This is a genomic window from Actinomyces oris (genome assembly GCF_001553935.1).
Lineage (GTDB): Bacteria > Actinomycetota > Actinomycetes > Actinomycetales > Actinomycetaceae > Actinomyces > Actinomyces oris_A.
This window is the reverse complement of the sequence record NZ_CP014232.1, coordinates 744,485-767,675: the sequence shown is the minus strand read 5'-3', so window position 1 is coordinate 767,675 and position 23,191 is coordinate 744,485. Positions and strand designations below refer to the sequence as shown.

The 23,191-nt window shown below is 66.1% G+C and carries 19 protein-coding genes; 8 read left to right on the top strand and 11 right to left on the bottom strand.

The window, feature by feature from the left end:
* Positions 1-150: 150 nt before the first annotated feature.
* The 4 genes from AXE84_RS03275 to AXE84_RS03260 all read left to right on the top strand — a co-directional run bounded on the left by AXE84_RS03275 (position 151) and on the right by AXE84_RS03260 (position 4,196).
* Positions 151-1,494 carry an ABC transporter substrate-binding protein gene (locus AXE84_RS03275; RefSeq protein ID WP_060956828.1) on the top strand — a complete coding sequence of 448 codons (1,344 nt, stop codon included), beginning with the start codon at positions 151-153 and terminating at the stop codon, positions 1,492-1,494.
* A gap of 191 nt (positions 1,495-1,685) precedes the next feature.
* A complete protein-coding gene (locus AXE84_RS03270) occupies positions 1,686-2,531 on the top strand; it encodes a carbohydrate ABC transporter permease (protein ID WP_060956827.1) in 846 nt (281 codons plus the stop codon).
* Positions 2,528-3,424 (top strand): carbohydrate ABC transporter permease, encoded by an 897-nt coding sequence (locus tag AXE84_RS03265; RefSeq protein WP_060956826.1) that lies wholly within the window; start codon positions 2,528-2,530, stop codon positions 3,422-3,424. The genes AXE84_RS03270 and AXE84_RS03265 overlap by 4 nt, the downstream gene beginning before the upstream one ends.
* Positions 3,425-3,536: 112 nt before the next feature.
* The gene (locus AXE84_RS03260) at positions 3,537-4,196 is read left to right on the top strand and encodes a DUF624 domain-containing protein (RefSeq protein WP_060956825.1); all 660 of its coding nucleotides are present in this window, start codon (positions 3,537-3,539) and stop codon (positions 4,194-4,196) included.
* A gap of 93 nt (positions 4,197-4,289) precedes the next feature.
* Here AXE84_RS03260 and AXE84_RS03255 read toward each other — a convergent pair whose 3' ends face one another.
* Positions 4,290-5,351 (bottom strand): LppM family (lipo)protein, encoded by a 1,062-nt coding sequence (locus tag AXE84_RS03255; RefSeq protein ID WP_060956824.1) that lies wholly within the window; start codon positions 5,349-5,351, stop codon positions 4,290-4,292.
* A 127-nt stretch (positions 5,352-5,478) separates the two neighbouring features.
* Here AXE84_RS03255 and AXE84_RS03250 point away from each other — a divergent pair, with 127 nt between their 5' ends.
* Together AXE84_RS03250 and AXE84_RS03245 are read left to right on the top strand one after the other, a co-directional pair.
* Positions 5,479-6,765 (top strand): adenylosuccinate synthase, encoded by a 1,287-nt coding sequence (locus AXE84_RS03250; RefSeq protein ID WP_060956823.1) that lies wholly within the window; start codon positions 5,479-5,481, stop codon positions 6,763-6,765.
* Positions 6,766-6,779: 14 nt separating this feature from the next.
* Positions 6,780-8,690: a hypothetical protein gene (locus tag AXE84_RS03245; RefSeq protein WP_236750119.1), complete on the top strand. Its 1,911-nt coding sequence runs from the start codon at positions 6,780-6,782 to the stop codon at positions 8,688-8,690.
* A gap of 273 nt (positions 8,691-8,963) precedes the next feature.
* Here the strand turns inward: AXE84_RS03245 and AXE84_RS03240 are convergent, their stop codons facing one another.
* The 6 genes from AXE84_RS03240 to AXE84_RS03215 form a co-directional block, all read right to left on the bottom strand.
* The gene (locus AXE84_RS03240) at positions 8,964-9,950 is read right to left on the bottom strand and encodes a hypothetical protein (RefSeq protein WP_060956821.1); all 987 of its coding nucleotides are present in this window, start codon (positions 9,948-9,950) and stop codon (positions 8,964-8,966) included.
* Between the two features lie 95 nt (positions 9,951-10,045).
* Positions 10,046-10,912, bottom strand: coding sequence for an LppM family (lipo)protein (locus AXE84_RS03235; RefSeq protein ID WP_060956820.1), 867 nt, complete (start codon positions 10,910-10,912; stop codon positions 10,046-10,048).
* 4 nt (positions 10,913-10,916) lie between these two features.
* Entirely contained in the window at positions 10,917-11,951 is a 1,035-nt protein-coding gene (locus tag AXE84_RS03230) for a hypothetical protein (protein WP_208854571.1), read from the bottom strand.
* Between the two features lie 71 nt (positions 11,952-12,022).
* Complete coding sequence (locus AXE84_RS03225) at positions 12,023-13,000, bottom strand: hypothetical protein (RefSeq protein ID WP_060956819.1); 978 nt, start codon at positions 12,998-13,000, stop codon at positions 12,023-12,025.
* Between the two features lie 53 nt (positions 13,001-13,053).
* Positions 13,054-14,130, bottom strand: coding sequence for an LppM family (lipo)protein (locus AXE84_RS03220; protein WP_060956818.1), 1,077 nt, complete (start codon positions 14,128-14,130; stop codon positions 13,054-13,056).
* A 48-nt stretch (positions 14,131-14,178) separates the two neighbouring features.
* Complete coding sequence (locus tag AXE84_RS03215; RefSeq protein ID WP_236750118.1) at positions 14,179-14,925, bottom strand: LppM family (lipo)protein; 747 nt, start codon at positions 14,923-14,925, stop codon at positions 14,179-14,181.
* A 339-nt stretch (positions 14,926-15,264) separates the two neighbouring features.
* Between AXE84_RS03215 and AXE84_RS03210 the strand changes: the two genes are divergently transcribed.
* On the top strand, positions 15,265-17,112 hold the full coding sequence (locus AXE84_RS03210) for a phosphoenolpyruvate carboxykinase (GTP) (RefSeq protein WP_060956816.1): 1,848 nt from the start codon (positions 15,265-15,267) through the stop codon (positions 17,110-17,112).
* A 977-nt stretch (positions 17,113-18,089) separates the two neighbouring features.
* Positions 18,090-19,340: a hypothetical protein gene (locus tag AXE84_RS03205; RefSeq protein WP_060956815.1), complete on the top strand. Its 1,251-nt coding sequence runs from the start codon at positions 18,090-18,092 to the stop codon at positions 19,338-19,340.
* Here AXE84_RS03205 and AXE84_RS03200 read toward each other — a convergent pair.
* From AXE84_RS03200 to AXE84_RS03185, 4 genes are all read right to left on the bottom strand, one after another.
* Complete coding sequence (locus tag AXE84_RS03200) at positions 19,328-19,933, bottom strand: hypothetical protein (protein ID WP_060956814.1); 606 nt, start codon at positions 19,931-19,933, stop codon at positions 19,328-19,330. The genes AXE84_RS03205 and AXE84_RS03200 overlap by 13 nt on opposite strands.
* A gap of 81 nt (positions 19,934-20,014) precedes the next feature.
* Positions 20,015-20,392, bottom strand: coding sequence for a type II toxin-antitoxin system VapC family toxin (locus AXE84_RS03195; protein ID WP_060956813.1), 378 nt, complete (start codon positions 20,390-20,392; stop codon positions 20,015-20,017).
* A complete protein-coding gene (locus tag AXE84_RS03190; protein WP_003787711.1) occupies positions 20,389-20,586 on the bottom strand; it encodes a type II toxin-antitoxin system VapB family antitoxin in 198 nt (65 codons plus the stop codon). The genes AXE84_RS03195 and AXE84_RS03190 overlap by 4 nt, the downstream gene beginning before the upstream one ends.
* A 255-nt stretch (positions 20,587-20,841) precedes the next feature.
* Entirely contained in the window at positions 20,842-23,154 is a 2,313-nt protein-coding gene (locus tag AXE84_RS03185) for a TerD family protein (protein WP_060956812.1), read from the bottom strand.
* Between the last annotated feature and the right edge of the window lie 37 nt (positions 23,155-23,191).

Below are 23,191 nucleotides of genomic sequence, written 5' to 3'. Positions count from 1 at the left end.
CTGATTGCAAACCTTGCAGCAATGTGGGCGGAAATGTGCCATGATGGGTCGTCGCCGTGAAGCCGACGGGCCCGCCGCCGGTGATACGGCAGTCGCACCTCGCGGACGCCTCTGTCCGCGCCTGTCCCATGCGTCCAAAGGAGGACCCCAATGCGACTCATCTCCCGCCGCTCCATGCTCGGTGGAACTGCTGCGATCGCCGTCGCCGCGACCCTGGCGGCCTGCTCGAAGGGCTCGTCCGGTTCCGACGGCGCCGGAGGCGTCTACTTCCTCAACTTCAAGCCCGAGTCGGAGCAGGCCTTCAAGGACATCGCGGCCGCCTACACCAAGAAGACCGGTGTGAACGTCAAGGTCGTCACCGCTGCTTCGGGCACCTACGAGCAGACCCTGAAGTCCGAGGTCGCCAAGTCCAACCCGCCCACGCTGTTCAACCTCAACGGCCCCGTGGGCTACGGCAACTGGAAGGACTACGCCTCCGACCTGTCCGACGCCGACTTCACCAAGCAGCTGACGGATGAGTCCATGGCCCTCAAGGGCGACGAGGGCAAGGTCGTGGGCGTCCCGCTGGCCATCGAGGGCTACGGCATCATCTACAACGCCGCCATCCTCAAGAAGTACTTCGGCATGGAGGGCGCCAAGGCCACCTCCGTCGAGGAGATCAAGGGCTTCGACAAGCTCAAGGAGGTCGTCGAGGACATGCAGTCCAAGAAGGCCGACCTCGGTATCGAGGGCGTCTTCGCCGCGACCTCGCTGTCCCCCGGTGAGGACTGGCGCTGGCAGACCCACCTGGCCAACTACCCCGTCTACTACGAGTACCGCGACGCCAAGGTCGACGACCTTGACGAGGTCAAGCTGACCTACTCGGAGAACTACAAGAAGATCTTCGACCTCTACCTCAACAACTCCACGATCAAGCCCACCGAGGCCAGCGCCAAGACGGTCACCGACTCCATGGCCGACTTCGCCCTGGGCAAGGCCGCCATGGTTCAGAACGGCAACTGGGGCTGGTCGCAGATCTCCGAGGTCTCGGGCAACACGGTCAAGGCCGAGGACGTCCACTTCATGCCGATCTACGTCGGCGTCTCCGGCGAGGACAAGTCCAACATCGCCATCGGCACCGAGAACTACCTGACGATCAACTCCCAGGCCGCCGAGGGCGACCAGAAGGCCACCAAGGACTTCCTCACCTGGCTGTTCACCGACGCCGAGGGCTCCAAGATGGCCGCCGAGAAGCTCAGCATCATCGCGCCCTACAAGGCATACGCCGAGCTGGCCCCCTCTGACCCGCTGGGCAAGGAGGTCTCCGCGGCCATCAACAACAAGGACCTCACACCCGTCAAGTGGGTCTTCCCGACCTTCCCGAGCCAGGACTTCAAGGACCAGCTCGGCCAGCACCTGGCGCAGTACGCCTCCGGCAGCGAGGACTGGGCGAAGGTCAAGGACTTCTTCGTGACCACCTGGGCCTCCGAGAAGAAGGCCTCCAAGGAGGGCTGACATCCAGGAGTCGCTCGAGCCCACCGCTGAGGGCACTGCTCCAGCGGGTCTTGCGACGGCGACTCATCTCCCCATCCCCTCTCCCGCCGGGGCGGCACGTTCGAGCCGTTCGTCTCGCGCGCTGCCGCCCCGGTGGGAGCTCTCTGGTACCCGGCCACTCCGGCGGGTGCCGGTCGCACCTCGAGGCAGATATGACCAAGGCACTGAAAAAGTTCTTCCCAGTTTTTGCAGGGCCAACCCTGTTGGCCTTCATGATCGCGTTCATCGTCCCCTTCTTCATGGGGCTCTATCTCTCCTTCACCAAGTTCAGCACCCTCACCAATGCGCGGTTCGTGGGCACTGACAACTACGCCAGGGCACTGGGGGAGCGCAGCGACTTCCCGCAGGCGCTCGTTTTCACTGCCGTTGTCTCGATCATCTCGATCATCACGGTGAACCTGGGGGCCTTCGCCCTGGCCTACTTCCTGACCCGCAAGCTGCGCGGCACCAACTTCTTCCGTGCCGTGTTCTTCATGCCCAACCTCATCGGCGGCATCGTCCTGGGATACACCTGGCAGGTGATGCTCAACGCGATTCTTCAGCGCTGGGGCCAGACGATCGTCAACGACTGGCGACTGGGGCTGGCCGGACTGGTCATGCTCGTCAACTGGCAGCTCATGGGCTACATGATGGTCATCTACATCGCCGGTCTGCAGAACGTGCCGCCCGAGCTCATCGAGGCCTCGCAGATCGACGGCGCCGGTAGGTGGCAGACGCTGCGCAACGTGACGCTGCCGATGATCATGCCCTCGATCACCATCTGCTTGTTCCTCACTCTGGCCAACACCTTCAAGATGTACGACCAGAACCTCGCCCTGACCAACGGTGCGCCTGCTAAGCAGACTCAGATGGCCGCGCTCAGCATCGTCAACACCATGTACAAGAAGATCGGCCAGGAGGGCGTCGCCCAGGCCGAGGCCGTCATCTTCTTCCTCATCGTCGCCGCCATCGCGCTCATCCAGCTGAGCGCCACTCGTTCCAAGGAGGTCGACGCGTGAGCACCGCCGTCAAGACTCAGTCCCCCGCTTCCGCCGCCCCTGCCGGTCAGAAGGTCGCTCCGCAGACGACGGGGCAGAAGACGCTCGTGGGGCTGCTGGCCGTCCTGGCCTTCGTGTGGGTCATTCCGCTGGCCTTCATCGTCATCAACTCCTTCAAGGGCAAGTTCTACATCTCCGACAGCCCCTTCGCCCTGCCGACGGCGAAGACCTTCGCCGGCCTGGACAACTACGCCACCGGCCTGGCCCTGTCGGGCTTCGCCAGCGCCATGGGCTGGTCGCTGTTCATCACCGTGGGCTCCGTCGCCGTCATCGTGTTCCTCACGGCAATGACCGCCTACTACATCACCCGCATCAAGACGTGGTGGACCTCCATGATCTACTACGCCTTCGCCTTCTCCATGATCGCTCCCTTCCAGATGGTCATGTTCCCCACCGTCAAGGTGGCTGACCTGCTCGGCCTGGCCACGCCCTGGGGCATGATCGTCCTCTACCTCGGTTTCGGTGGGGGGCTGTCGGTGTTCCTGTTCGCCGGCTTCATCAAGTCGATCCCCATGGAGATCGAGGAGGCCGCCTACATGGACGGCTGCTCCCCGCTGCAGACCTACTTCAAGGTGGTCATGCCGCTGCTCAAGCCGACAGCGGTCACGGTGGCGATCCTCAACGCCATGTGGGTGTGGAACGACTTCCTCCTGCCCAACCTCGTCATCGGCCAGGACGAGCGCTACAAGACGGTCCCGATCGTCATCCAGTCCCTTGTCGGCTCCAACGGCAACCGAGACATGGGCGCCCAGATGGCCATGCTCGTCTTCGCCATCGTCCCGATCGTCGCCTTCTACCTCTTCGGTCAGAAGCACATCATCGAGGGTGTGGCCGCGGGGGCGGTCAAGGGCTGATCCCCTCACCCCTGTTCTGACACGGGCGGTTCTCAAGGACCCACTGCCGGCCTTGGGAGCCGCCCGTATCATGTCCACCTGTTACTTTCCGAGTCCGCATGAAGGAGCTCTCGTGGCGCTGTTCCCCGGCCCCGACAGCCCGGCCTACCGGGCCTGGTCCGCAGCGGCGGACGTTGTCATCCTCAACGTTCTCACTCTGGCCGGCTGCTTGCCGGTGGTGACGGCGGGAGCCTCCCTGACTGCCTGCGCCCGCGTGGCCGGTGAGATGGCGGCCGACGACGAGCCGGCGGTCATGAGCACCTGGTGGCGCTCCTTCCGTCTCAACCTGCGCCAGTCCCTGGCCTGGTGGCTTCCGGTGCTCGTCCTGGTGGTGCTGAGCTCCTGGGAGTACCTGCTCCTGTCCGACTCCTCGGTGGGGGAGTGGAACGGCGGAGCGAGCGGTGCGCTGTCCGGGCTGGTGCTGGCCGGGGGAGTGCTCCTGGCCGCGATCCTCGCCTGGATGCTGCCACTGGTCGCCTTCTTCGACGCCCCGGTCCGCCGGCACCTGTCCAACGCGCTTCGTCTCGCGGTGGGGCGTCTGGGATCCACGGTGATTGCTCTGGTGATCGTGGCGGCGCCGGCGAGCGTCTTCTGGGGCCTGCCGGCCTCGCGGGCCGCGGTCGCCTGGTTCATGGTTCTTCTCGGGCCGGCTTTCCAGGCCTACCTCATCGCTCTCCTACAGCGCTCCACCATGGTGGCGCTCCGCGGTGCTTCGACGTCGGAGTCTGAATGATGCGAGCACGCTCTCGGTGAGTGCGGCGTCAGCACGCAGCGTCATGGCCCCGGAATCGAGTGATTCCGGGGCCATGCGTTCTGGGGGAGCTTGTCAGAACCGCTGGCCGGGCTGGCCCGGCTGGTGGTTGTAGGGCGGCTGGTAGGACTGACCCTGCTGATAGGGCTGGGTGGCCGGGGCGGCGTAGCCGGGCTGGTAGGGCTGGGCCTGTTGGTAGGGCTGGGTGGCCGGGTCCGCGTAACCGGGCTGGTAGGGCTGACCCTGCTGGTAGGGCTCGGCATAGCCGGGCTGGTACGGCTGTTGACCCTGCTGATAGGGCTGAGTGGCCGGGTCGGCATAACCGGGCTGGTAGGGCTGCTGCATCGGCTGGCCGAGGAGCGCCTGGTTGGGGTCGTAGACCTGAGCGGCGGCCGCGTAGGCAGCGAGCTGGGGCTGCTTCTTCCTCCTCTGCATGATGACGAGCATGCCCACAACGCCACCCACGATGGCTACAGCAAGCGAACCGATCAGGTTCCAGACCCACACGGGAATGGAACCGCTGCCATCCTCTCCGGCACCGTCCTTCGAACTGCCGGCCGCTGCGCTCTTGGCGGGCTTGTCCTTCCCCTTGACCTCATGCTTGTCGTTGTCCTTGAAGGAGACCTTCGTGCCCTCGACCGTGCCGCCGTCGGCCTGGGTGACCTTGCCCGGGAAGGTGACGGACTGGGAGATGTCGGCGGAGCTGTCGTCGTCGATGCTGTCGAAGTTCAGCGTCTGAACGATGTACTCGTCGCCCTCGTGCTTGATGTTCTCTGAGGATTCGGAGATGGGGCCGGTCCCCTCCATCGTGCAGGTGCGGGTGCCGTCCTTCTCCGCGAACTTCACCTTGAAGTCGTCGAAGGACGAGCCACTCGGTTTGGATGAGTCCTTGTTGCATGTGCTCTTTCTGAGCACCGGAATGGAGCCGCTATCCGTCATCGTGAGCTTCACGGAGAGCGTGTCGTCCTCCTTGATGACGATGTCGCTGGAAATGCTGAAGTCGATGTCGTCATCAGTCGTGGGCAGGGAGGACGCCGGGGTACCGATCAGGGCCAGGGCGGCGAATACGGTCAGGGCGACGAGGCTCGCCAGCGCAGAGCGCTGTGTGGAGCTGCGGCGGACAGTGACATGAGGCATGACCCCACCGTATCGCCTCCTCATGCGGTTGGTCCGGGGTCACCGATGGGGACCTCTCCACCCGGCTCCGGTAGGCTAGAGGACGGTGTGTCCACCGGCATGCCGTCACTGAAGCCAGGGAGCAGCCATGCCAGCCGTTGTCGTCGTCGGGACCCAGTGGGGAGACGAGGGAAAGGGCAAGGCGACTGACCAGCTCGGTCAGGACGTCGACTACGTCGTGAAGTTCAACGGCGGCAACAACGCCGGACACACTGTCGTCATCGACGGCGAGAAGTTCGCCTTCCACCTCCTGCCGGCCGGTGTGCTCACCCCCGGGGTCACGCCCATCATCGGCAACGGCGTCGTCGTCGACCTGGAGGTCCTCTTCAACGAGATCGCTGAGATCACCTCCCGCGGCAAGGACGCCTCCAGCCTCCTCATCAGCGCCAACGCCCACATCATCCCCTCCTACAACCGGGTTCTGGACCGCACCACCGAGCGCTTCCTGGGTGCGCGTCAGCTGGGCACCACCGGCCGTGGGATCGGACCGACGTACGCGGACAAGATGAACCGCGTGGGCATCCGCGTCCAGGACCTCTTCGACGAGTCGATCCTGCGTCAGAAGGTGCACTCCGCCCTGGACCAGAAGAACAGCCTCTTCCTCAAGGTCTTCAACCGGGCCGCCATCGATGCCGACGCCGTTGCCGACGAGCTGCTGTCCTACGCCGACCGGGTCCGGCCCATGGTCGTCGACTGCTCCCTGGTGCTCAACCACGCCCTCGATCAGGGCAAGACCGTCCTGTTCGAGGCCGGCCAGGCCACGATGCTCGACATCGACCACGGCACCTACCCCTTCGTCACCTCCTCCAACCCCACCGCCGGCGGCGCCTGCACCGGCACCGGCGTGGGGCCCACCCGGATCGACTCGGTCGTCGGTGTCGTCAAGGCCTACACCACCCGCGTGGGGGAGGGGCCCTTCCCCACCGAGCTGCTTGATGACATGGGGGAGCGTCTTCGCACCGAGGGCGGCGAGTATGGGGTCACCACTGGCAGGCCGCGGCGTTGCGGCTGGCACGACGCCGTCGTCACCCGCTATGCGGCACGCGTCAACGGGCTGACCGACCTGGTGATGACCAAGCTCGACGTCCTCACCGGGCACGAGACCATCCCCGTGTGCGTCGCCTACGACATCGACGGCACCGTCACCCAGGAGATGCCGCTGACCCAGTCCGACTTCCACCATGCCGCACCCGTCTACGAGGAGCTGCCCGGCTGGAGCGAGGACATCAGCGAGGTCCGCAGCTTCGCCGACCTGCCCCAGGCGGCCCAGGACTACGTGCTGCGCATTGAGGAACTGGCCCGCTGCCGCATCTCCGCCATCGGCGTCGGGCCGGGGCGCGAGGCCACGATCTCCCGTCACTCGCTCATCGGGTGACGTGAGGCCGGGACGTGAGTGATAGCGGCTACTCGACGGCACCGCACGCAGGAAGTGGTGTAGAGACCTTCCGAGAGCGTGCCGACCGTGGGCGAGCCGCCCAGGGGTGCCTGGTCAAGGTACTCGGCGCGCTCGTCCTCGTCGGTGGCATCCTGTGCCTGCGTGGCCCTGAGAAGCCACTGGGCGTCATGCTGGTGGTGGGCAGCCTGAGCCTGGCCCTGTACGGGGCGGGCAGGACAGCCCTGAGCCGCCGGATCGAGCAATCCGCCGACTACTGGAGCCAAGGGCCCGGATGTGTCCAGTTCGGGCCCTCACGCCCCAGTGGCCTGCAGGAGTATCTGCCTGGAGCGGTGGCGTCTATAGGGGCGCTGACCGCTGTGGGGATGCAGCTCTTCTCCGCCGCGGCCTCTCCCAACGGCGTGTGGACAATCGCCTTGGCCGTCGTCGTGCTGCTCGGCTGGCTGGTGGGCTGTGTCACTATTCCTACCGGTGGCAGAGGGGCACCGGAGATCGTCCTGACGCCGGAGGCGGTATGGATCTGGGCGGGTGGGCACACACGAGTCCGCATCCCCTGGGCGGCGCGGCCGAATCTTGCGGCAAGCATGACTCATCGCATGCGACCGCACGCCGTGATCACCGGTGGTGCGGGAGGGCCGGTGAACTTCCCCATTTTCGTGGTGCCCATTGGGCACGTTCAGCTTCAGTCCGTGCTCGAGCTCTACTCGATTCACGCCGAGCTGCGAGGCGAGCTCAGCACTGGCCAAGGGCTGCAGCGGGTGCGCGCACTCATGACCCCTCCCGTGCAGGAGGGTGAGGGGGCTGCCTCCGGCGTCCCCGTGCAGGCTTCGACGCCGGAAGTGGGCGCACCAGCGTCTCCGACGTCGGCGTATGGGGCGGCACCGGGTTCGGGTTCTCCGTATGAGGGTATCCAGTACGGCGGCCCCCAAGGTGGACAGCCGCCCCAGGGTGTGGAGTCCTACGGCTCTTCGGGTGCCCAGGCATCGGTGCCTGGATCGGCCGAGCCCCTCCCCGCAGTCCCGTACGGTTCCCCGACTCCGTCTGCTCCCGCAGGGGAGGGTGTCGGGCATGCCTCGCTCGAGGCGGTGCCGCCGCACGTCCCAGCAGACGCGGAGCGTGGCGCAAGGGAGGAGGACCAGGGAGAAAAGTCCTCCCAGCCGAGCACGTGCGAGGAAGCTGACCGACGCGCTCGGCGAGCACCATGGAGTTTCCTGATCTGGGCCGTCGTCGTCCTGATCGGATTCACGTATGCGACGAGCGGGAGACAGACCGCGGGCTTCCTTCTGGGGATGGTCCTCAGCCTGGTGCTCCTCATTCACGCCGTTGCGCTCGCCGCAGCACGCAGGTCTCGAACGGTGGCCCCTCGGCGCTGGACGTGGAGCAGTGAGGGAATCTGCCTGCGGAACACGTGGTTCGTCCAGGTGGCGGTTCACGTGGAGGCGGCGCTCATGGCGCTCGGGGGCCTGCTGGCCGTCGGGCTCCTGGCAGTCAGTGACCGCAGTGATCGGGGAGCCGTGGTGGTGCCTTTCCTTCTCGCCATGGTCTTCCTTATCGCCTCCTTTTTCATGGGGTTCTTGAAGCCGCTGCCCGGGCGACGCACGGAGATCGTTCTTGACCCGGAGCGCATCCGTTTCGCCGTGGGGACGAGCCGCGAGTCGCTGTTCTGGTGGGCTGACCGCCCGCGGCTCGTGGGCCGCAGCGCCAGTGGGAACCTCGTCATTGAGAACGATCGGGTCGGTCGCATCCGGGCCGAGATGGACACTCTTCCTCTGACCAGTGTGCAGTTGCAGCGGGTGGTGGCGTTCTACTCGCATCATCCTGAGCTGTGCGCCGAGCTCGCGACTGAGCAGGGGCTGGCGCGTGTACAGGGACTGACGGGGCCGGCCTCAGTGGCGCCGTTGCGGTGACCAGGACTGTCATCCAGCTGTGAGGGTGGGAAGCTGTCCCGGTGCACTCAGGCCGGGTGTCCAGGTCTGGGAGGGATCCCGCATGCGCAGGAAGTGAAGCCGACGGACAGGCTGTGCTCATGCGAGACCATGGATTCTCCAGCTCCAGAGGTGGCCGGGGAGCTCAGTGCTCGTCGCGACAACCGGGGCGAGTCTGTGCAGGGCCGTTCAAGGTGGTCTCCTTGGTCGGCGGGGCAGTATGTGACTGGCGTGATACCTACCCGGTTCTCAGCCTCAGTAGCCGCCGTAACCGTTGTGGTTCGGTGGAAGATGCGGTGCGGAGGTCGGTCCCTGCGGGTACGGGGGCTGGTACTGCTGGGGAACAGGCGAATAGCCGGGCTGGGTGGGGGGCGGACCTGCCGGTGCGTGAGAGGGGAAGGCGGCCGGATGGGAAGTGGGCACAAGAGTGCTTGCCTGAAGCGACTGCTGCCCCAGCGCATCCAGGTACTTCTGCTCCCGGTTCTTCTTGAGTGTGTTGCTGACAAGGGCGATCACTGCTCCGGCAACAGCGATCACAATGAGTATCACGATCATGCTTGTCGTCGCATCCGACGACTGAGACGAGGACGTCGAGCTGGGGGTGGGCGTCGAACTGGATGAGGATGCCGAGCTGGATGCGGGTGTCGAGCTGGGCGAAGGTGTCGAGCTGGGCTGAGATGCCGCCTGGGCGGTGTCCTTGCCGCGGGCCTTGTGACCGTAGAAGGTGGAGAACGATACCTCGTTCTGTTGATCTCCCTCGATCTTTCCCCCTCCGGATTCCGTCACTTTACCGGGGAAGATGACTGTGAGAGAGAATGTGTCGGCGCTGCCATCCTTAGGTGCGGAGTCATCGTGGGTGTCGACGACGTACTCGTCTCCATCGTGACTCACGTAGTTGTTCCTGGATATGGGTGTCGTGAACGTGGCCTTGCAGGTCGGAGTCCCGTTGTCGTTGGTGAAAGTAATGTCGGGTGGGGTAGTGGCCTGTGAGAACGTCTCTTGGACGCAGTCCTCCTTCAGGTTCTTTTCTCTGGAGGCCGGTGACGTGATCGTGATAGTGGTCGTCAGCTCTTCGTCGGACTTGATGGCGATCTCAAAGTTGACTTTCTCCTGGCTCGAGAGCTGTGCAGGGGGCGTGGCGCCGGCGGGGGCTGCCACCACCGCCAGGAACAGCGAGGCAGCGAGACTGAGCGTCCCGATCAGACTCGTGACTGGGGTGTGCCTCAGAGTGAGGTAGCGCATGTACGGCCTTCGAATGGTGAGGGTGAGGTGACTGGAGAGCGGCGCAGAACGTCGTCGCTAGGCGTGGTGAAGAGCGTCGGGGTCGCTGTCGGAGCTCAGCCCCAGGTGGAGGAGGGGGGAGCCGGCGGATAGCTGGAAGGAGGCGGTACAGCCCCCGGAGGCATCGCGCTGCTCTGTCCGAATTGGTTGTAGCCCTGGGCGCCGAAGCCGGAGGGAGGCGGAGGTACGGCGCCGGGAGCCGGTATCTGCCCAGGGGCGTAGGGCTGCTGTGGTGCATACCCCGCGGTGGCGACCGCATAGGCCTGCTGCTGTGCCTTCTTCTTGCGGTTGAGGAACCAGAAGAGACCGGCGCCGATTGCTCCGACCAGCACGACCCCCACGATCACCCACATCCAGGGAAAGGCGGGAGCGTCCTTGCCGCTGACGCGATACCTACCAGGCTTGGTGAAGGTCACCGTGTTCCCGCTGACCTTGCCGCCGTCTGCATCTGTGACCTCGCCAGGGAATGTCACGGAGAACTTGTAGTCAATGCCGTATGCGGAAGAGGAGGGAAATTGTCCCTTCTGAGTGTCGAGGGTGTACTCGTCGTCCTTGTGCTTGATGAATCCGTCAACCTCGGAGAGGCCGATCGACTTGCCGGTGAGGGTACAGGTGGGAAGGCCGTTGCGCTCGGAGTACGAGGCTTTCAGGTCTTCAAACGGCCCTCCGGCGTCAGAAGGGTTGCAATTCTCCTTCATTCCCCGTTTGTCGGAGGAGGACTTGCTCTTGAGTTGTCCGATGACGGTCATGTCGTAGGTGTCGTCCTGGTTGATGACGACCCGTACGGACAACGAGGACTCTGAATCGTCGCGCGCAGCGGAGGTGACGGCGTGACTTGGAGGGGTCAGGAGCGTCAGAGTCAAGAGAAGCGATAGAAGGACGAGCGCCCCCAGGGGGCGGTATCGAGGGGTGGTGGCGGCCATAGTCTCACCCTAGGTGGTCGGTGTTGATGGGCTCTCCGCATGGGGAATGATGACGCGAAGAAAGGTGTTGTGGCCCCGGGATCGTCAGATCTGAGGGCCACAACAACGGGAGGAGTAATGGGTCAGTAGGTGCCTTGGCCGGGAGCTCCGTAGCCGGGCTGCTGGCCGGGCTGTGTCTGGGGGGTTCCGTAGCCCGCCTGCTCGCCGGGCGTGCCGTAGCCGGGCTGAGCCTGGGGGCACCGTAGCCCGCCTGCTCGCCGGGCGTGCCGTAGCCGGGCTGAGCCTGGGGGGCACCGTAACCTGCCTGCTGTCCGGGCTGAGCCGGGAAGGCCTGGCTCGGGTCATATCCCTGGGCGGGGGTTCCGTAGGGCGTCTGGGGCTTGTTCTTCTTGCTGCGGAGAATGAAGAACGTGGCCGCTGCGCCGATCACCGCGAGGGCGACGACTCCGGTGAGGATCCAGACCCACATGGGGGTGGATCCGTCCTTGCCCGTCACCGTGTGAGACGAGCCGTCGGCGAAGGAGACCTTATTGCCCTTGACCTCGCCGCCGTCGGCCTTGGTGACCTTGCCGGGGAAAGTTACCGACTGAGAGAACTTGACATCATCACCAGCGGCGTCAGTTCCGAAATCAGGGGTCTCGACGGTGTACTCGCCATCCTTGTGGCTCACCAGTCCCTTGGCGTCGGCGATCTTCTGACTTCCCTCTGCGGTGCAGGTGGCGGTGTCGCCGTCCTCTTTATAGTTCACCTTCACGTTCTTGACATCCTTGGTGCCAGGAGTTTTGAAGGCTTCTTCAGTGCACGACTTCTTCAGCTGGAACTCGGTGCGGGTGGTCATCACGAACTTGGCGGTGTACGTCTCATCGGAGTTGATCACGATGTCGAACGAGCCTTCAATGCCGACGGAGTTCTCGTCCTCAGCGGGGGCGGCGTGTCCCGGGGCACCGATCAGTGCGAGGGGTGCGGACAGGGCGAGCGCCGCAAGAGCCGTCAAGACGGACAGGGGCCTAGGGATGCGGTGGGCGATGGCAGGTGTCATGCCCACACAGTAGCGGTTCAGATGCCAGGTTGTAACCGGATCGTCATGGGTATCGTTCCCCGGCGGGTCTGTTACTGGAACTGCTGCGGCGGCGGCCAGGCGCCGTGCTGCTGGGGCGGCCAGGCGCCGTGCTGCTGGGGCGCCTGCGTGGGGGAGGGCGGGTAGGAGCCGTTGGCGGTGCTGGAGGGGGAGTAGAGCGGTGACAGCTGTCCCGGGTGCTGCTGGTTCGGTTGAGGTGCAACTGATTGCCCGGGGTACTGCTGAGGAACCGGCTGACCGAGGTGGGATGACTGCGGTTCAGGACCCGGGACGGGGACGGCCTGCATGGCGGCACCCGGAGCGCCCTGCCCGCTTCGCTGACGACGTCGCACAACGACCGCCATCGCGATGAGCCCGATGACCACGAGCGAGCCGACGCCTTCGATGATCCACGGCAACACCTTGCTGGTCGTCGTTTCCGAGGCGGGACGGTCCTTGCCCTTGACGATCCGGCCCTTGAAGTCCGTGAAGGAGACGGTGTTCTTCTCCTCCCCCTCGACCTTTCCGCCTTGGCTCTGGGTCACCTCTCCGGGGAACGTGGCGGCATAGAACAGCTGCAGCTCCGGGGACGGCGTCTTGCGTCTGTCCATGCTGCTGGTGTCGATGGCGTACTCGTCGTTCTCGTGCCTGATCGTCCCGTTGGTCTCAGAAATCTTCCCCTTCGTCGTGATGGTGCAGACTCGTTTGTCCTTCCCGTCAACGAATGTCGTCTCAGCGTGGGAAAAGATGTTCGGTTCCACGAGGAAGTAGTCCAGCGTGCAGCTGTTCTTAGTGATGGGAGGAATCAGGCTGTAGTTCGTCTGATCGGTGATGACGAAGGACGCCTCAAAGGTGTCATCGCTCTTGACGGTGACTTTCATGTCGATGGTGATGATGAGCTTATTTTCCTCTCCAAGGAGCGGCACCGCGTGAGCAGGAGGGGAGGCCACGGCCATAGCGGCGATAAAAGCGAGAACGGCCAACGCAGCCAGTACGGCGTGGACTCTCCTGATAACAACGGCACAGCTCATGGCGCCACCCTAGTCGTTGCCTCGGTTCCCCGGCGGCTGTTCGAACGGCAGTACTACTCACCCTGATACGGCGGATAGTACTGCCCGTTCTGACCTCCGCCGCCGGTGCGCTCCTGCGGCGGCCGGAAGTCGGCCTGACTGTGCCCTTCCTGGTAGGGCATCTGGGTGTAGCCCGGTCCGGGCGACTGGTACGTCCCCTGCTGGGCACCGTAGGTGCTGAAGACGCCTGCGCTTCCAGAGACCTGAGGTGGCGCGAAGGCGCTGGTGTCCTGGCCCGGGTCGGGGTAGGGGGCGTAGCCGTCGCGAAGGTTGGTGACGGGATAGGGGTAGGTCGAGCCCGGCACCGGCTGCAGGGGACCGGGGGGAGACTGATACGGGTCACCGACGTAGACCTCCGGGGGCATGGTGCTGGTCGCTGCGGCCCCCTGAAGGGCCTCGCCGTACGGCAGTGCCGGAGCCAGCTGCCGGGCGCGGCGGGTCCTCAGGAGGTACACCACGACCCCGGCAATGATGAGGAGGACGACGGCGCCGCCCGTCGCGATCATCCACCACTGCAGATGGAACTGGCCGTCCCCGCCCTCGGCATGGAGATCCTCAGAGCTCTCCAGCACGTTATCCCAGGTGACTTTGTTGTCGGCATTCCTCCCGTTGGACTTCGTCACCTCTTCGGGAAAGGTCACGGCTATCGAGATCTTCATCCCTGCCGAGGCGCCCGGGGAGGAGGGGAGGGAGTCGTCCTTACCGAGCTTGCTCAGCGCCTCGGGGGACAGGTCGAAGACGTACTTCCCGTCCTGGTGCTTGATCGTCCAGATGTCGGTCTGCAAGTTATTGAGCGGAACCGACTTGGCTGTGACCTGGCATGCCGGCTGCCCGTTGTGGGACGTGAAGGTGTAGACCGCCTTGACTTCCTTGGGCAGAGGGGTGGACTTCTCGAGCTTGTCCTGGGTGCAGCTCTCCCTACTGATGAGTGACAGCCCCGATGAGTCCCACATGACGTAGGTCAGGTCGGCGGTCTCGTTGTCGTGGATGACGAAGTCGTAGTGAGCCCCGCATCCGGACAGCAGCAGTGCGAGGCCGGTCAGTACCGCCGCGACCACGCGTCGCCTGACGGTGCGGGAGTCATGATTCATGCGTCGAGTCTAATTCGGTGCCGTGTCTACGTGGGACAGTCGGAGTGCTCAGTGCCGCCCCTGCGCTGCCTTGCGGGGTGCGTGACCTCTGCTGCGCCGTCGGAGGATGGCCGCAGCCAGGGCTCCGCCGAGTAGGGCCAGCCCCGCGGTCAGCCAGACACGGGAACGACTCCACCACGATACGCCCCGCGAGTCCTGGGCGTAGCCCGAGGCGCTCACGCCCTTGGCCACCGTGTCCGGATCGTCCCAGGTGACCGTGGTGCCCGAGACCTTCCCCCCGCCGGACTGTGTCACCGCGCCGGGAAAGGTGACGGAGACCTTGGTGTCGACGACGCCCTTGAAGGACGTGCTGGTCGGCTGGGCCCCGCCCGGGCCTCCCGACGGCGCGGCAGGGGCCTGAGATGCGCTGCCCTGCGCACCTGCGGCCCCGTTGGCGTCCTGGGAGGGGTCGGAGGGGAAGGGCTGGATCGTCACCTTGTAGACCTCGCCGTCGCGCACGACGATCGTGTTCGCATCGGCCTGCGAGGCCTGGGGGACCTTGACGCCGCTGATGGTGACCTGGCAGCCGATTCCGTCGTCGCCGGTGATCGGGGTGGCCTTGACGGTGGTGCCGGCAGGCACGCCCAGGGCGGTGGGGTCGGAGTAGGTCGAGCAGTCGGGGGCCTTTCCCTTCGGGAAGACGGTTCCGCTGGTATCGCGCATCTCCAGGGCGACGTCGTAGCTGCCCTGGGAGCGGATGGTCATGTCCATGTGAGCGGTGCAGGCCGACAGTGCCAGGCAGGCGGCGGTCGCCACGACGGCCGGTCGAAGCGCCCGGAGTGCCGGCGGGCGGGACAGAGTGCGCGACAAGAAGCTCGTAGAACGGGACGCGGAGGACGGCGCGACGGACATGCGGGCACGCTACACGCTCGCACTGGACCTTCACTGAGGGCGGAACGACGCCGTTTCAAAGGCGGAAAAAGCCGCCATCCTCCCGAATGTGGCCGATCACATGTCAGTCCGGCCGGGGAGAGAGGCCCAGTTGGGACCTTCGGCGATGTGACCTGGGGCGCCCGGTGGGGGAGGATTGCTCTCGACCGAGCGAGTCGGCAACGGCGCGCTCACCGGATCAACATACCCAAGGAAGGGACTCGCATGACTGTGTCTGAGAAGGACGTCCGCGCCGCCGCGCCGGCTAACGCCCCTGAGGATGTCATCGAATTCGTCACGCGCATCGCCGAGCTGGCCAAGCCCGAGAACGTCTACTTCGCGGACGGTTCACAGGAGGAGTGGGACCGCCTCACCACCGAGATGGTGGAGTCCGGCGTGTTCACGCGCCTCAACCCCGACAAGCGCCCCAACTCCTTCCTCGCGCGCTCCCTGCCCAGCGACGTCGCCCGTGTGGAGTCCAGGACCTTCATCTGCTCCGAGAAGGAGGAGGACGCCGGCCCGACCAACAACTGGTACGACCCGGCCGAGATGAAGAAGATCCTCAACGAGAAGTTCGATGGCGCCATGCGCGGCCGGACCCTCTACGTGATCCCCTTCTCCATGGGTCCGCTGGGCGGCCCCATCTCCCAGCTCGGCATCGAGCTGACCGACTCCCCCTACGTCGTGGTCAACATGCGGATCATGACCCGCATGGGTGCGGCTGCCATGGACCTCATCAACGAGGGCCGCCCCTGGGTCCCGGCCGTCCACTCCGTCGGCGCCCCGCTGGCCGAGCACGAGAAGGACACCACCTGGCCCTGTAACGATGAGAAGTACATCACCCACTTCCCGGAGACCAACGAGATCTGGTCCTTCGGCTCCGGCTACGGCGGCAACGCCCTGCTGGGCAAGAAGTGCTACGCGCTGCGCATCGCCTCGACCATGGCCCGCCGCGACGGCTGGATGGCCGAGCACATGCTCATCCTGCGCCTGACCGACGAGAAGAGCGGCAAGCAGTACCACGTCACCGCCGCCTTCCCGAGCGCCTGCGGCAAGACCAACCTCGCCATGCTCCAGCCCACCATCCCGGGCTACAAGGTCGAGACCGTCGGTGACGACATCGCCTGGATGCGCCCCGGCCCCGACGGCCGCCTGCGCGCCATCAACCCCGAGGCCGGCTTCTTCGGCGTCGCCCCCGGCACCTCCTACGACACCAACCCGATGGCCATGGACACCATGAAGGCCAACACCATCTTCACCAACGTCGCCCTGACCGACGACGGTGACGTGTGGTGGGAGGGCATCGACGCCCCGATGCCGGAGCACCTCATCGACTGGCAGGGCAACGACTTCACCCCGGCCGACGCCGCCGAGGGCAAGAAGGCCGCTCACCCCAACAGCCGCTTCACCACCCCGGCCTCGCAGTGCCCGATTATCTGCCCCGACTGGGAGGCCCCCGAGGGCGTGGCCATCGACGCCATCCTCTTCGGCGGTCGCCGCGCCACCAACGTGCCGCTGGTCGCCGAGCAGTACGAGAACGCCCACGGCGTGTTCATCGGCTCCGCCGTGGCCTCTGAGGTCACCGCCGCCGCCCTGGACGCCAAGGTCGGCTCCCTGCGCCACGACCCCATGGCCATGCTGCCCTTCTGCGGCTACCACATGGCCGACTACTGGTCGCACTGGCTGGAGATGCAGGAGAAGCTGGGCGACAAGTTCCCCAAGGTCTACCAGGTCAACTGGTTCCGCAAGGACGAGAACGGCAAGTTCATCTGGCCCGGCTACGGCGACAACTCCCGTGTGCTCGACTGGATCGTGCGCCGCGCCTCCGGCGAGGTCGAGGCCATCGACGGCGTCACCGGCCGCTACCCCAAGTTCGAGGACTTCAACCTTGAGGGCCTCGACCTGGGCGAGGAGGAGTGGGCCAAGATGTACGACATCGACCCCGAGGCCTGGGCCGCCGAGATGGACGACACCGAGGAGTACTACAAGCAGTTCGGTGACAAGCTGCCCGAGGCCATCAAGGAGCAGCTCGCGAAGTTCCGTGCGCGCATTGACGAGGCCAAGAAGGCCTGATCGCCACTGAGGTCCTTCCCTGAGGAGGACTGAGACGGGGGCTCCGACCGGTTCGCCGGTCGGAGCCCCCGCTCGTTGTTGCTGTTGCGCCGTCGTCGCCGGCGCGATGGCCGTTGCGCGCCGTGTCGGCGTCGAGGACGCACCCTCAGGCTCGAGAGCTGAGCGCCGGGGCATGTTGACTGTCCTGTCGGCGACGATGCGCCGAAGGTTAGAGGCCTGGCGGGTCCTGGCAGGTCGCTGGTGTCCATGGTGCTGACATTAAAGGCGTACCGACGCCACACACCGGGAAGGAACCGCAGGATTTCAACGATCCCCGCTGGGCGCACCGACGTCGGGCCCGTTAATGTCAGCGCTGTGGACACCGGACCTCGCGGGAGTGAGTCCGGGGTTCTTGCGGCACGGTCCGGCGCCCCCATCACAGGTCCGCCCCACCGACTCCTGCCCGCCGTCTGTGCGGAGGGCCGGGAGGCTATGACTCGACGCCGGTCCCGGTTTGAGTCTCGCCTCGAGTTGGCCTGTTCCACGAGGGTCGGGATCTTCTGGCCAAGGGGTGTGCGTACTGCACGAAGGCCCCACCTACCCGAAGTGCACCCCACCCTCGTCCAGTAGCACCCCGCCCTCGTGCAGTTCGTCCAGACGATGCCGGAAGCCACCACAGAGACCGGGCCGGTCCCCTCTGACGGACCGAAGTAGCAGCTCTCCCACCCGGCAGACCCGCCCCACCGGTGTCTTGAGATGTTATGACGTCTGAAACTCTCAGAAGTCATGAGACAGCACATGAGCGCCGGGGGACAGTGCTCGATCCCTATGGTGTGTCCGCGTGAGGCGACGTCGCAGGCGGGATGGTGAACGGTGCCCATCGGAGAACGCGAATCGGTGCCGCGTCCGCTACTACAGTGACGAAGGGCCGATGGGGGGGAGCGTGGATCGCTTTCCCAACGTGCCGGTGACCTGCAGCGGCGTGGAAAGGGCGGAGCATGGAGTGGCGGGACAATGGCCGCGGTGGCGGTCGGGGGAACCTGTTCGATGAGACGCTGGGGAAGTCGATGCGGTGGTGGGCCACGGAGACGTCTGATGGGCGCCTGCTCCTGCGGCGCTCGGCAATGATCCGCTGCTGTGCTCTCCTGGTGCTCGTGGTGGGAGCGCCCGGCATGGTCCGCAAGGCTCTGCTGCTGATGAGCCCCTACATCACCGAGTATGAAGCCAATGACGCCATGATCGTGGTGAGCATAATCGGCATTCCGGTGGTCTGGGCGATCAATACCCTGCGGCGTCGGACGGTGCTGAGCCAGGACGGCATCGCCATGCGCCGCCTGCTGTTCACCGAGCGTCGACCTTGGGAGTCGGTGGCCTCGAGGTTTTCGCTGTCGACGCTCAACCTGAATGACGGGCCGTCGTCGTACGGCGGATTCATTGAGCGGACCCGGATCACGATCGAGAACGGCGACGACGACGATGCCATCCGGCTTCCCGGGTGCGTCATCGGGATGACGTGGGGAAGCTCTGAGGACCGCGCCTCTGCGGCTGTGGGGGACCTGCAGTACTACATCTACGCGCGGGGGTGGAGTGTCTCGGAGGAGGTCGCTGTCAGTGAGGACCCTCATCTCGTGGCGGCTCGTGGCCGGCACGGGGCGGAGAAGATGCTGCAGCGCAGTCGTCTGGTGTTCTGCACTCCGCTCTGGCGCAGAGTCAAGGAGCACCTGTGCAACGGTGGGCTCTTCCTCATCGGTATGGGGGTGCTGTTCCTGGTGATCGGTGGTCAGCAGCTGTTCTTCGAGACCAAGCCGATCAGCGGATCGGATATGGCTTTCGCGGTGCTCTTCCTTCTGCTCGGGCCGGTGACCATGGCGTATCCGCTCTACAAGATCTACGAGTGCTTCCAGCGGGTCGTCGTGGACGAGCAGGGCATTCGCGTGGGAAGACGCTCGTGCGTCTGGCCGGAGTCCCGCTCCGGGCTGTTCGTCGCCGGGGACCGGATCTTCGTCGTCTACGGCAAGGGGAAGCACCTGGCCCTGGATGGCGCCGGTGTCACGTGGGGGAGCTTTCGGAGCCGGCAGGAGCAGCTGGTCGCCAGGTGTGAGGCGATCTGGCTCTGGGGGGTCGCCCACGGCGCCACCCGGGAGACCGGCCGTTACGTTCCCCTCGCGAATGAGGGCATGCAGGAGGAGCGCGAGACCCTCGAACGCGGGATTGGCTTAGCGGTTCCTCATCGGGGTCAGCCCGCTTGATTCTGTGCGGCCAGGGCCCGGTGGCGCCAGATCAGCAGGATGGTGGCAAGGATCCAGCAGATCGCCCCTGCGGCCAGGCCGGCGACGAGGGGCACCGCGAACTTGCCGAACGTGATGGTGGGGCCCACGAGGATCGCGTCGGTGTCATCCAGTCCCTCGCATGAGACCCGGTAGTCTCCCGACTTGTCGGCTTTGAAGGTGAGAACCGAGTTGAAGTCGCCGTCGTTGTTGGAGATGGTCATCCCGCCGTTGAGGGAGGTGGGGACCTCCTTGCCGTCAGGGCCAACGACCGTGCAGTTGTTGGCGGCGGCGGCGTTCGATACGTACAGAGCGCGTTCGTCATTGCTGCTCAGGGTGACCTGCTGTCCGTTGGTGACGACGTCACCACTGGTGGCGATGCTGGCGACGGTGATGACCGACCCGATGCCCCAGATGGCCAGTCCCATCAATGGGCCGATGACGAACAGAATGATCGCCACGACCAGTTTTCCGACGTGGTTCTGGCGGGAGCGCTGCTGCCCGTAAGGAGGAACGGCCTGATACTGGGGCTGGTACGGCGGCTGGTACGGGGGCTGATTCTGGGGAGCTGACATCGGACCGTCTTCTGGGGGTGCTTGAACTGCCGTTGTAGCGTAGCAAGTCAGATATTCGGTGACGCGGCCTGTTTCGGGGCCTCAGCCGGCGGTTCCTTCGGTGAAGGAGACTCCGCGCTCTTCGGCAGCGCGGAGCAATCGCTTGTCGCGTGTCCACAGGCGGGCGCCAGGGACCAGCGTGACGGAGCCGAGCAGGTGCGCATCAACTGGGCTGAGTCCTTGGCCCCACAGTGCATGCGCTGCGACTAGGACCAGTAGTTCGTCATGTGAGAGGACCGGGAACCGGTGGAGGTGCGCTAAGTGCCTGAGGACGTCGTCCCTGGCCCTGAGTGACCCCATCGCCAGCTCCTCCGCCACGAGTGGATGGGATCCGATCTCGTCCTCGTGCAGCAGGCTGACGAGTACTGGGTCCGAGTGGTGGAAGTGATCGATCCATACCGAGGTGTCGACAAGGATCACTGGCTGGCGCTCCGACGTCGTGGAGCGGCGCTTGCCGTCCGATCAGAGCCGCCGAGAGCCGCAAGGCGACGTGCGCTCTCCACTCTGACCAGGGTCTCCAGGCCGGCCCGCAGCAGCTCGGTGCGCTCAGTGATGCCTGTGAGCTCTTGCGCGTTGGCAATGAGGTCATCACTGAGTGTCACGGTGGTTCGCACGGTACCTCCTGCACCAGAATCATCATCAGGTGATGCAGATTCTAGTGTGGTTCAAATGTGATGGCCAGCCTTCGGTGTCGCGACCGGGACGACCAGACCCGCACGGTGCGCGCTTCCTGCTCACCACCTTCTGATCCTCACGCACTAGTCGGGCGGGGCCACTGGTGGTCCCGCCCGACTGTGTCCGGGAAGCGACGGCGCTGAGAGAAATGTGAAGGCAGAAGGAAGCACCCTCATGGCCGGACCCGGCCCACGTTACTCCGCCTGCTGGCTCTCGGCGCCCCCGTTCACGTCGGAGAGCTCCTCCACCGCGGCCTCTGCGGGGCCCAGCAGCGCCAGGATCCGCTCGGTCTGCCACGGCAGGATCCCGCCCTCGCCGAAGACCACCTGGGCCTCATCGGGGTCCTTGACGACGTCGTCGGCCAGGAGCCCCAGCAGGTGCGCCAGCGGCATGCGCCGCCCCTCCAGCAGGTCGAGCAGGTGCGCCAGGACCCGGTTGCTGCTGCGATCCAGGTTCGCCACCTGGTGCTCGCCCACCCCCACGGGCAGGTCCCACCAGATGAGGCGGCGCTCGGCGAGGTCGATGACGAAGGGCGTCGCGTTGAACGTGGGGGAGACCAGGTCGAGGCGCTGCATGACGGTGGAGGCCTCGAAGACCTCCCCGCTCTGCGGGTCCGCGCCGCGGGCCATCGCCCCCGCCCAGCACTCGGGCACCTCACTGAGCTGGTGGTGGGAGAAGGAGTGGACCGTCATGACGACGTAGCGCCACCCCTGCCGCAGCGCCTCGGCCAGGGTGACGTCGATGAACTCGGCCGCCCCATCGGGCGCCGAGGTGAGGTCGCCGGAGTGCACGGCCGCCGTCGAGCGCAGGTTGTAGTAGGCGATCTGCTCGCTGCGCGTGAAGTCCTCGGAGACGAAGAAGGCCGACAGGTCCAGATCCACCCGGGTACCCCTGTCCTCGGCGGCAGCAGGTCTGGCAGGCCCCGAGGCCTCGGCTGGGTTCTCGGGCAGGTCGCGCCAGTGCAGGAAGAAGCGGATCGTCTCGCCCTCGGGCAGCGGCAGTCGGGTGCCGCGCCCCGCCGTGCGCATACCCGGTGAGGCCGATCGCAGTCCCACCGGAGCCGTGTAGCCCTCGTACAGCCCCTGGTCGACGGCGATCCGCCCCAAGTGCGCCCGCCGGCGCAAGGCCTCCTCGACGGCGCGAACCACCGCCGCGTCGGCGGGGCCGGGGCGGCGGGTGGAGGGGATGAGCGTCGTCTTGGCGCCCGTGGCCGCCTTGATGGCGACGACCCGCCACGGCAGGGCATCTGGCCCGGGGGAGGAGAAGTACTCCCACAGGCGCACCAGGACCGGCACGGAGACCTCGGGCGCGACCCGGGCGAACTCGGCGACCACGCGCTCGCGGGCGGCGTCGTCGGCGCACAGCCGCAGCAGGTGGTTGAGTCGGCGGGCGAAGACCCCCGGGCGGGCGGACAGCAGATGAAGAGCGCCATCGACGTCGCGGCGCGCCAGGGCCTCCTCCAGGCGGGAGGTGAAACCCGCTTCGGCCTCCCCGGAGGCGACCTGGTGCAGGAGCGCGACGGCGCGCGGGAAGCGGCGCGCGTAGTCGCCGGGGCGCAGGTGGCGGACCAGCCGCTTCCACCGCTCGCAGCGCCGAGCCATCTCCTCGGCGCTGTCCCGGCTGTCCTGGACCTGCCCGACGGCGTCAAGCAGACCCAGCAGACGGCGCCGCTGCGCACGGGAGAAGGAGGGGAACCGGCACGGCTCGGCCAGGGAGACGTCACCGCCCGCTAGGGCGACCGCCAGGCGCAGCACGTCGGTGACGGTGCGGTAGGAGGCGGAGAAGTCCAGGTCGGGGAAGGTGACGGTGAGGACGGCGAGGTTCTCCTTGACCGCCACGCGTGGCGCCGCCTCGGGGCCGAAGTCGCGCAGGGCCATCAGGTCCGCGCGATCCTGGGCGCTGAAGGGAGTCGCCTGGGCGGCGAGGTGGGCCACGATCCGCTCCAGGTCCTGCGTCGTGGCCAGGCCCAGCTCGGTGAGGGCGCCGTCGTCTCCCGGCAGGGGCTCGCGGGGGCTGGGCCGGTAGTCCGGCAGGATCCGGACCCCGACGACGTCGCCCAGGTAGTGCAGGGCGGCATTGACCAGCAGCGTGGCCTCCGAGGCGGTGCGCACCTGGATAGGGAAGTCGGGGTAGAAGGGCCGGTACTCGGCGGACGCGGAACCAGAACTGAGACGTGCGGCGGCATTGACCAGCGCCCAGGCCTGCTCGGGGTGGATGAGGGCCTCCCGGGCCGGGGCGGAGAGCCGGTAGCCCAGGGCGCGCAGCGTGGTCAGGGCCGCGGCGACGCCCGCGTCGGTGTCCCGCTGAGGCGCGGGCTCTGCCTCTTGCGGTGAGGCGGAGCGCGACGGCGCCGGCCCACCGGTGGTGGGTGGAACATAAACTGCCCCGAGCCGGCGAATCGTCACCGTGTTGAGCTCCGCGGTTGCCTCAGCACCGGAGACGGGGGCGACCGCTGTGCCGGCTCCTGTGTCGGTCGCCGTCGTCGCAGAGGACTGATTGACTCCCACGGGGCCTCCTGACACCTCGCCGTCCAGGGACTCCGTT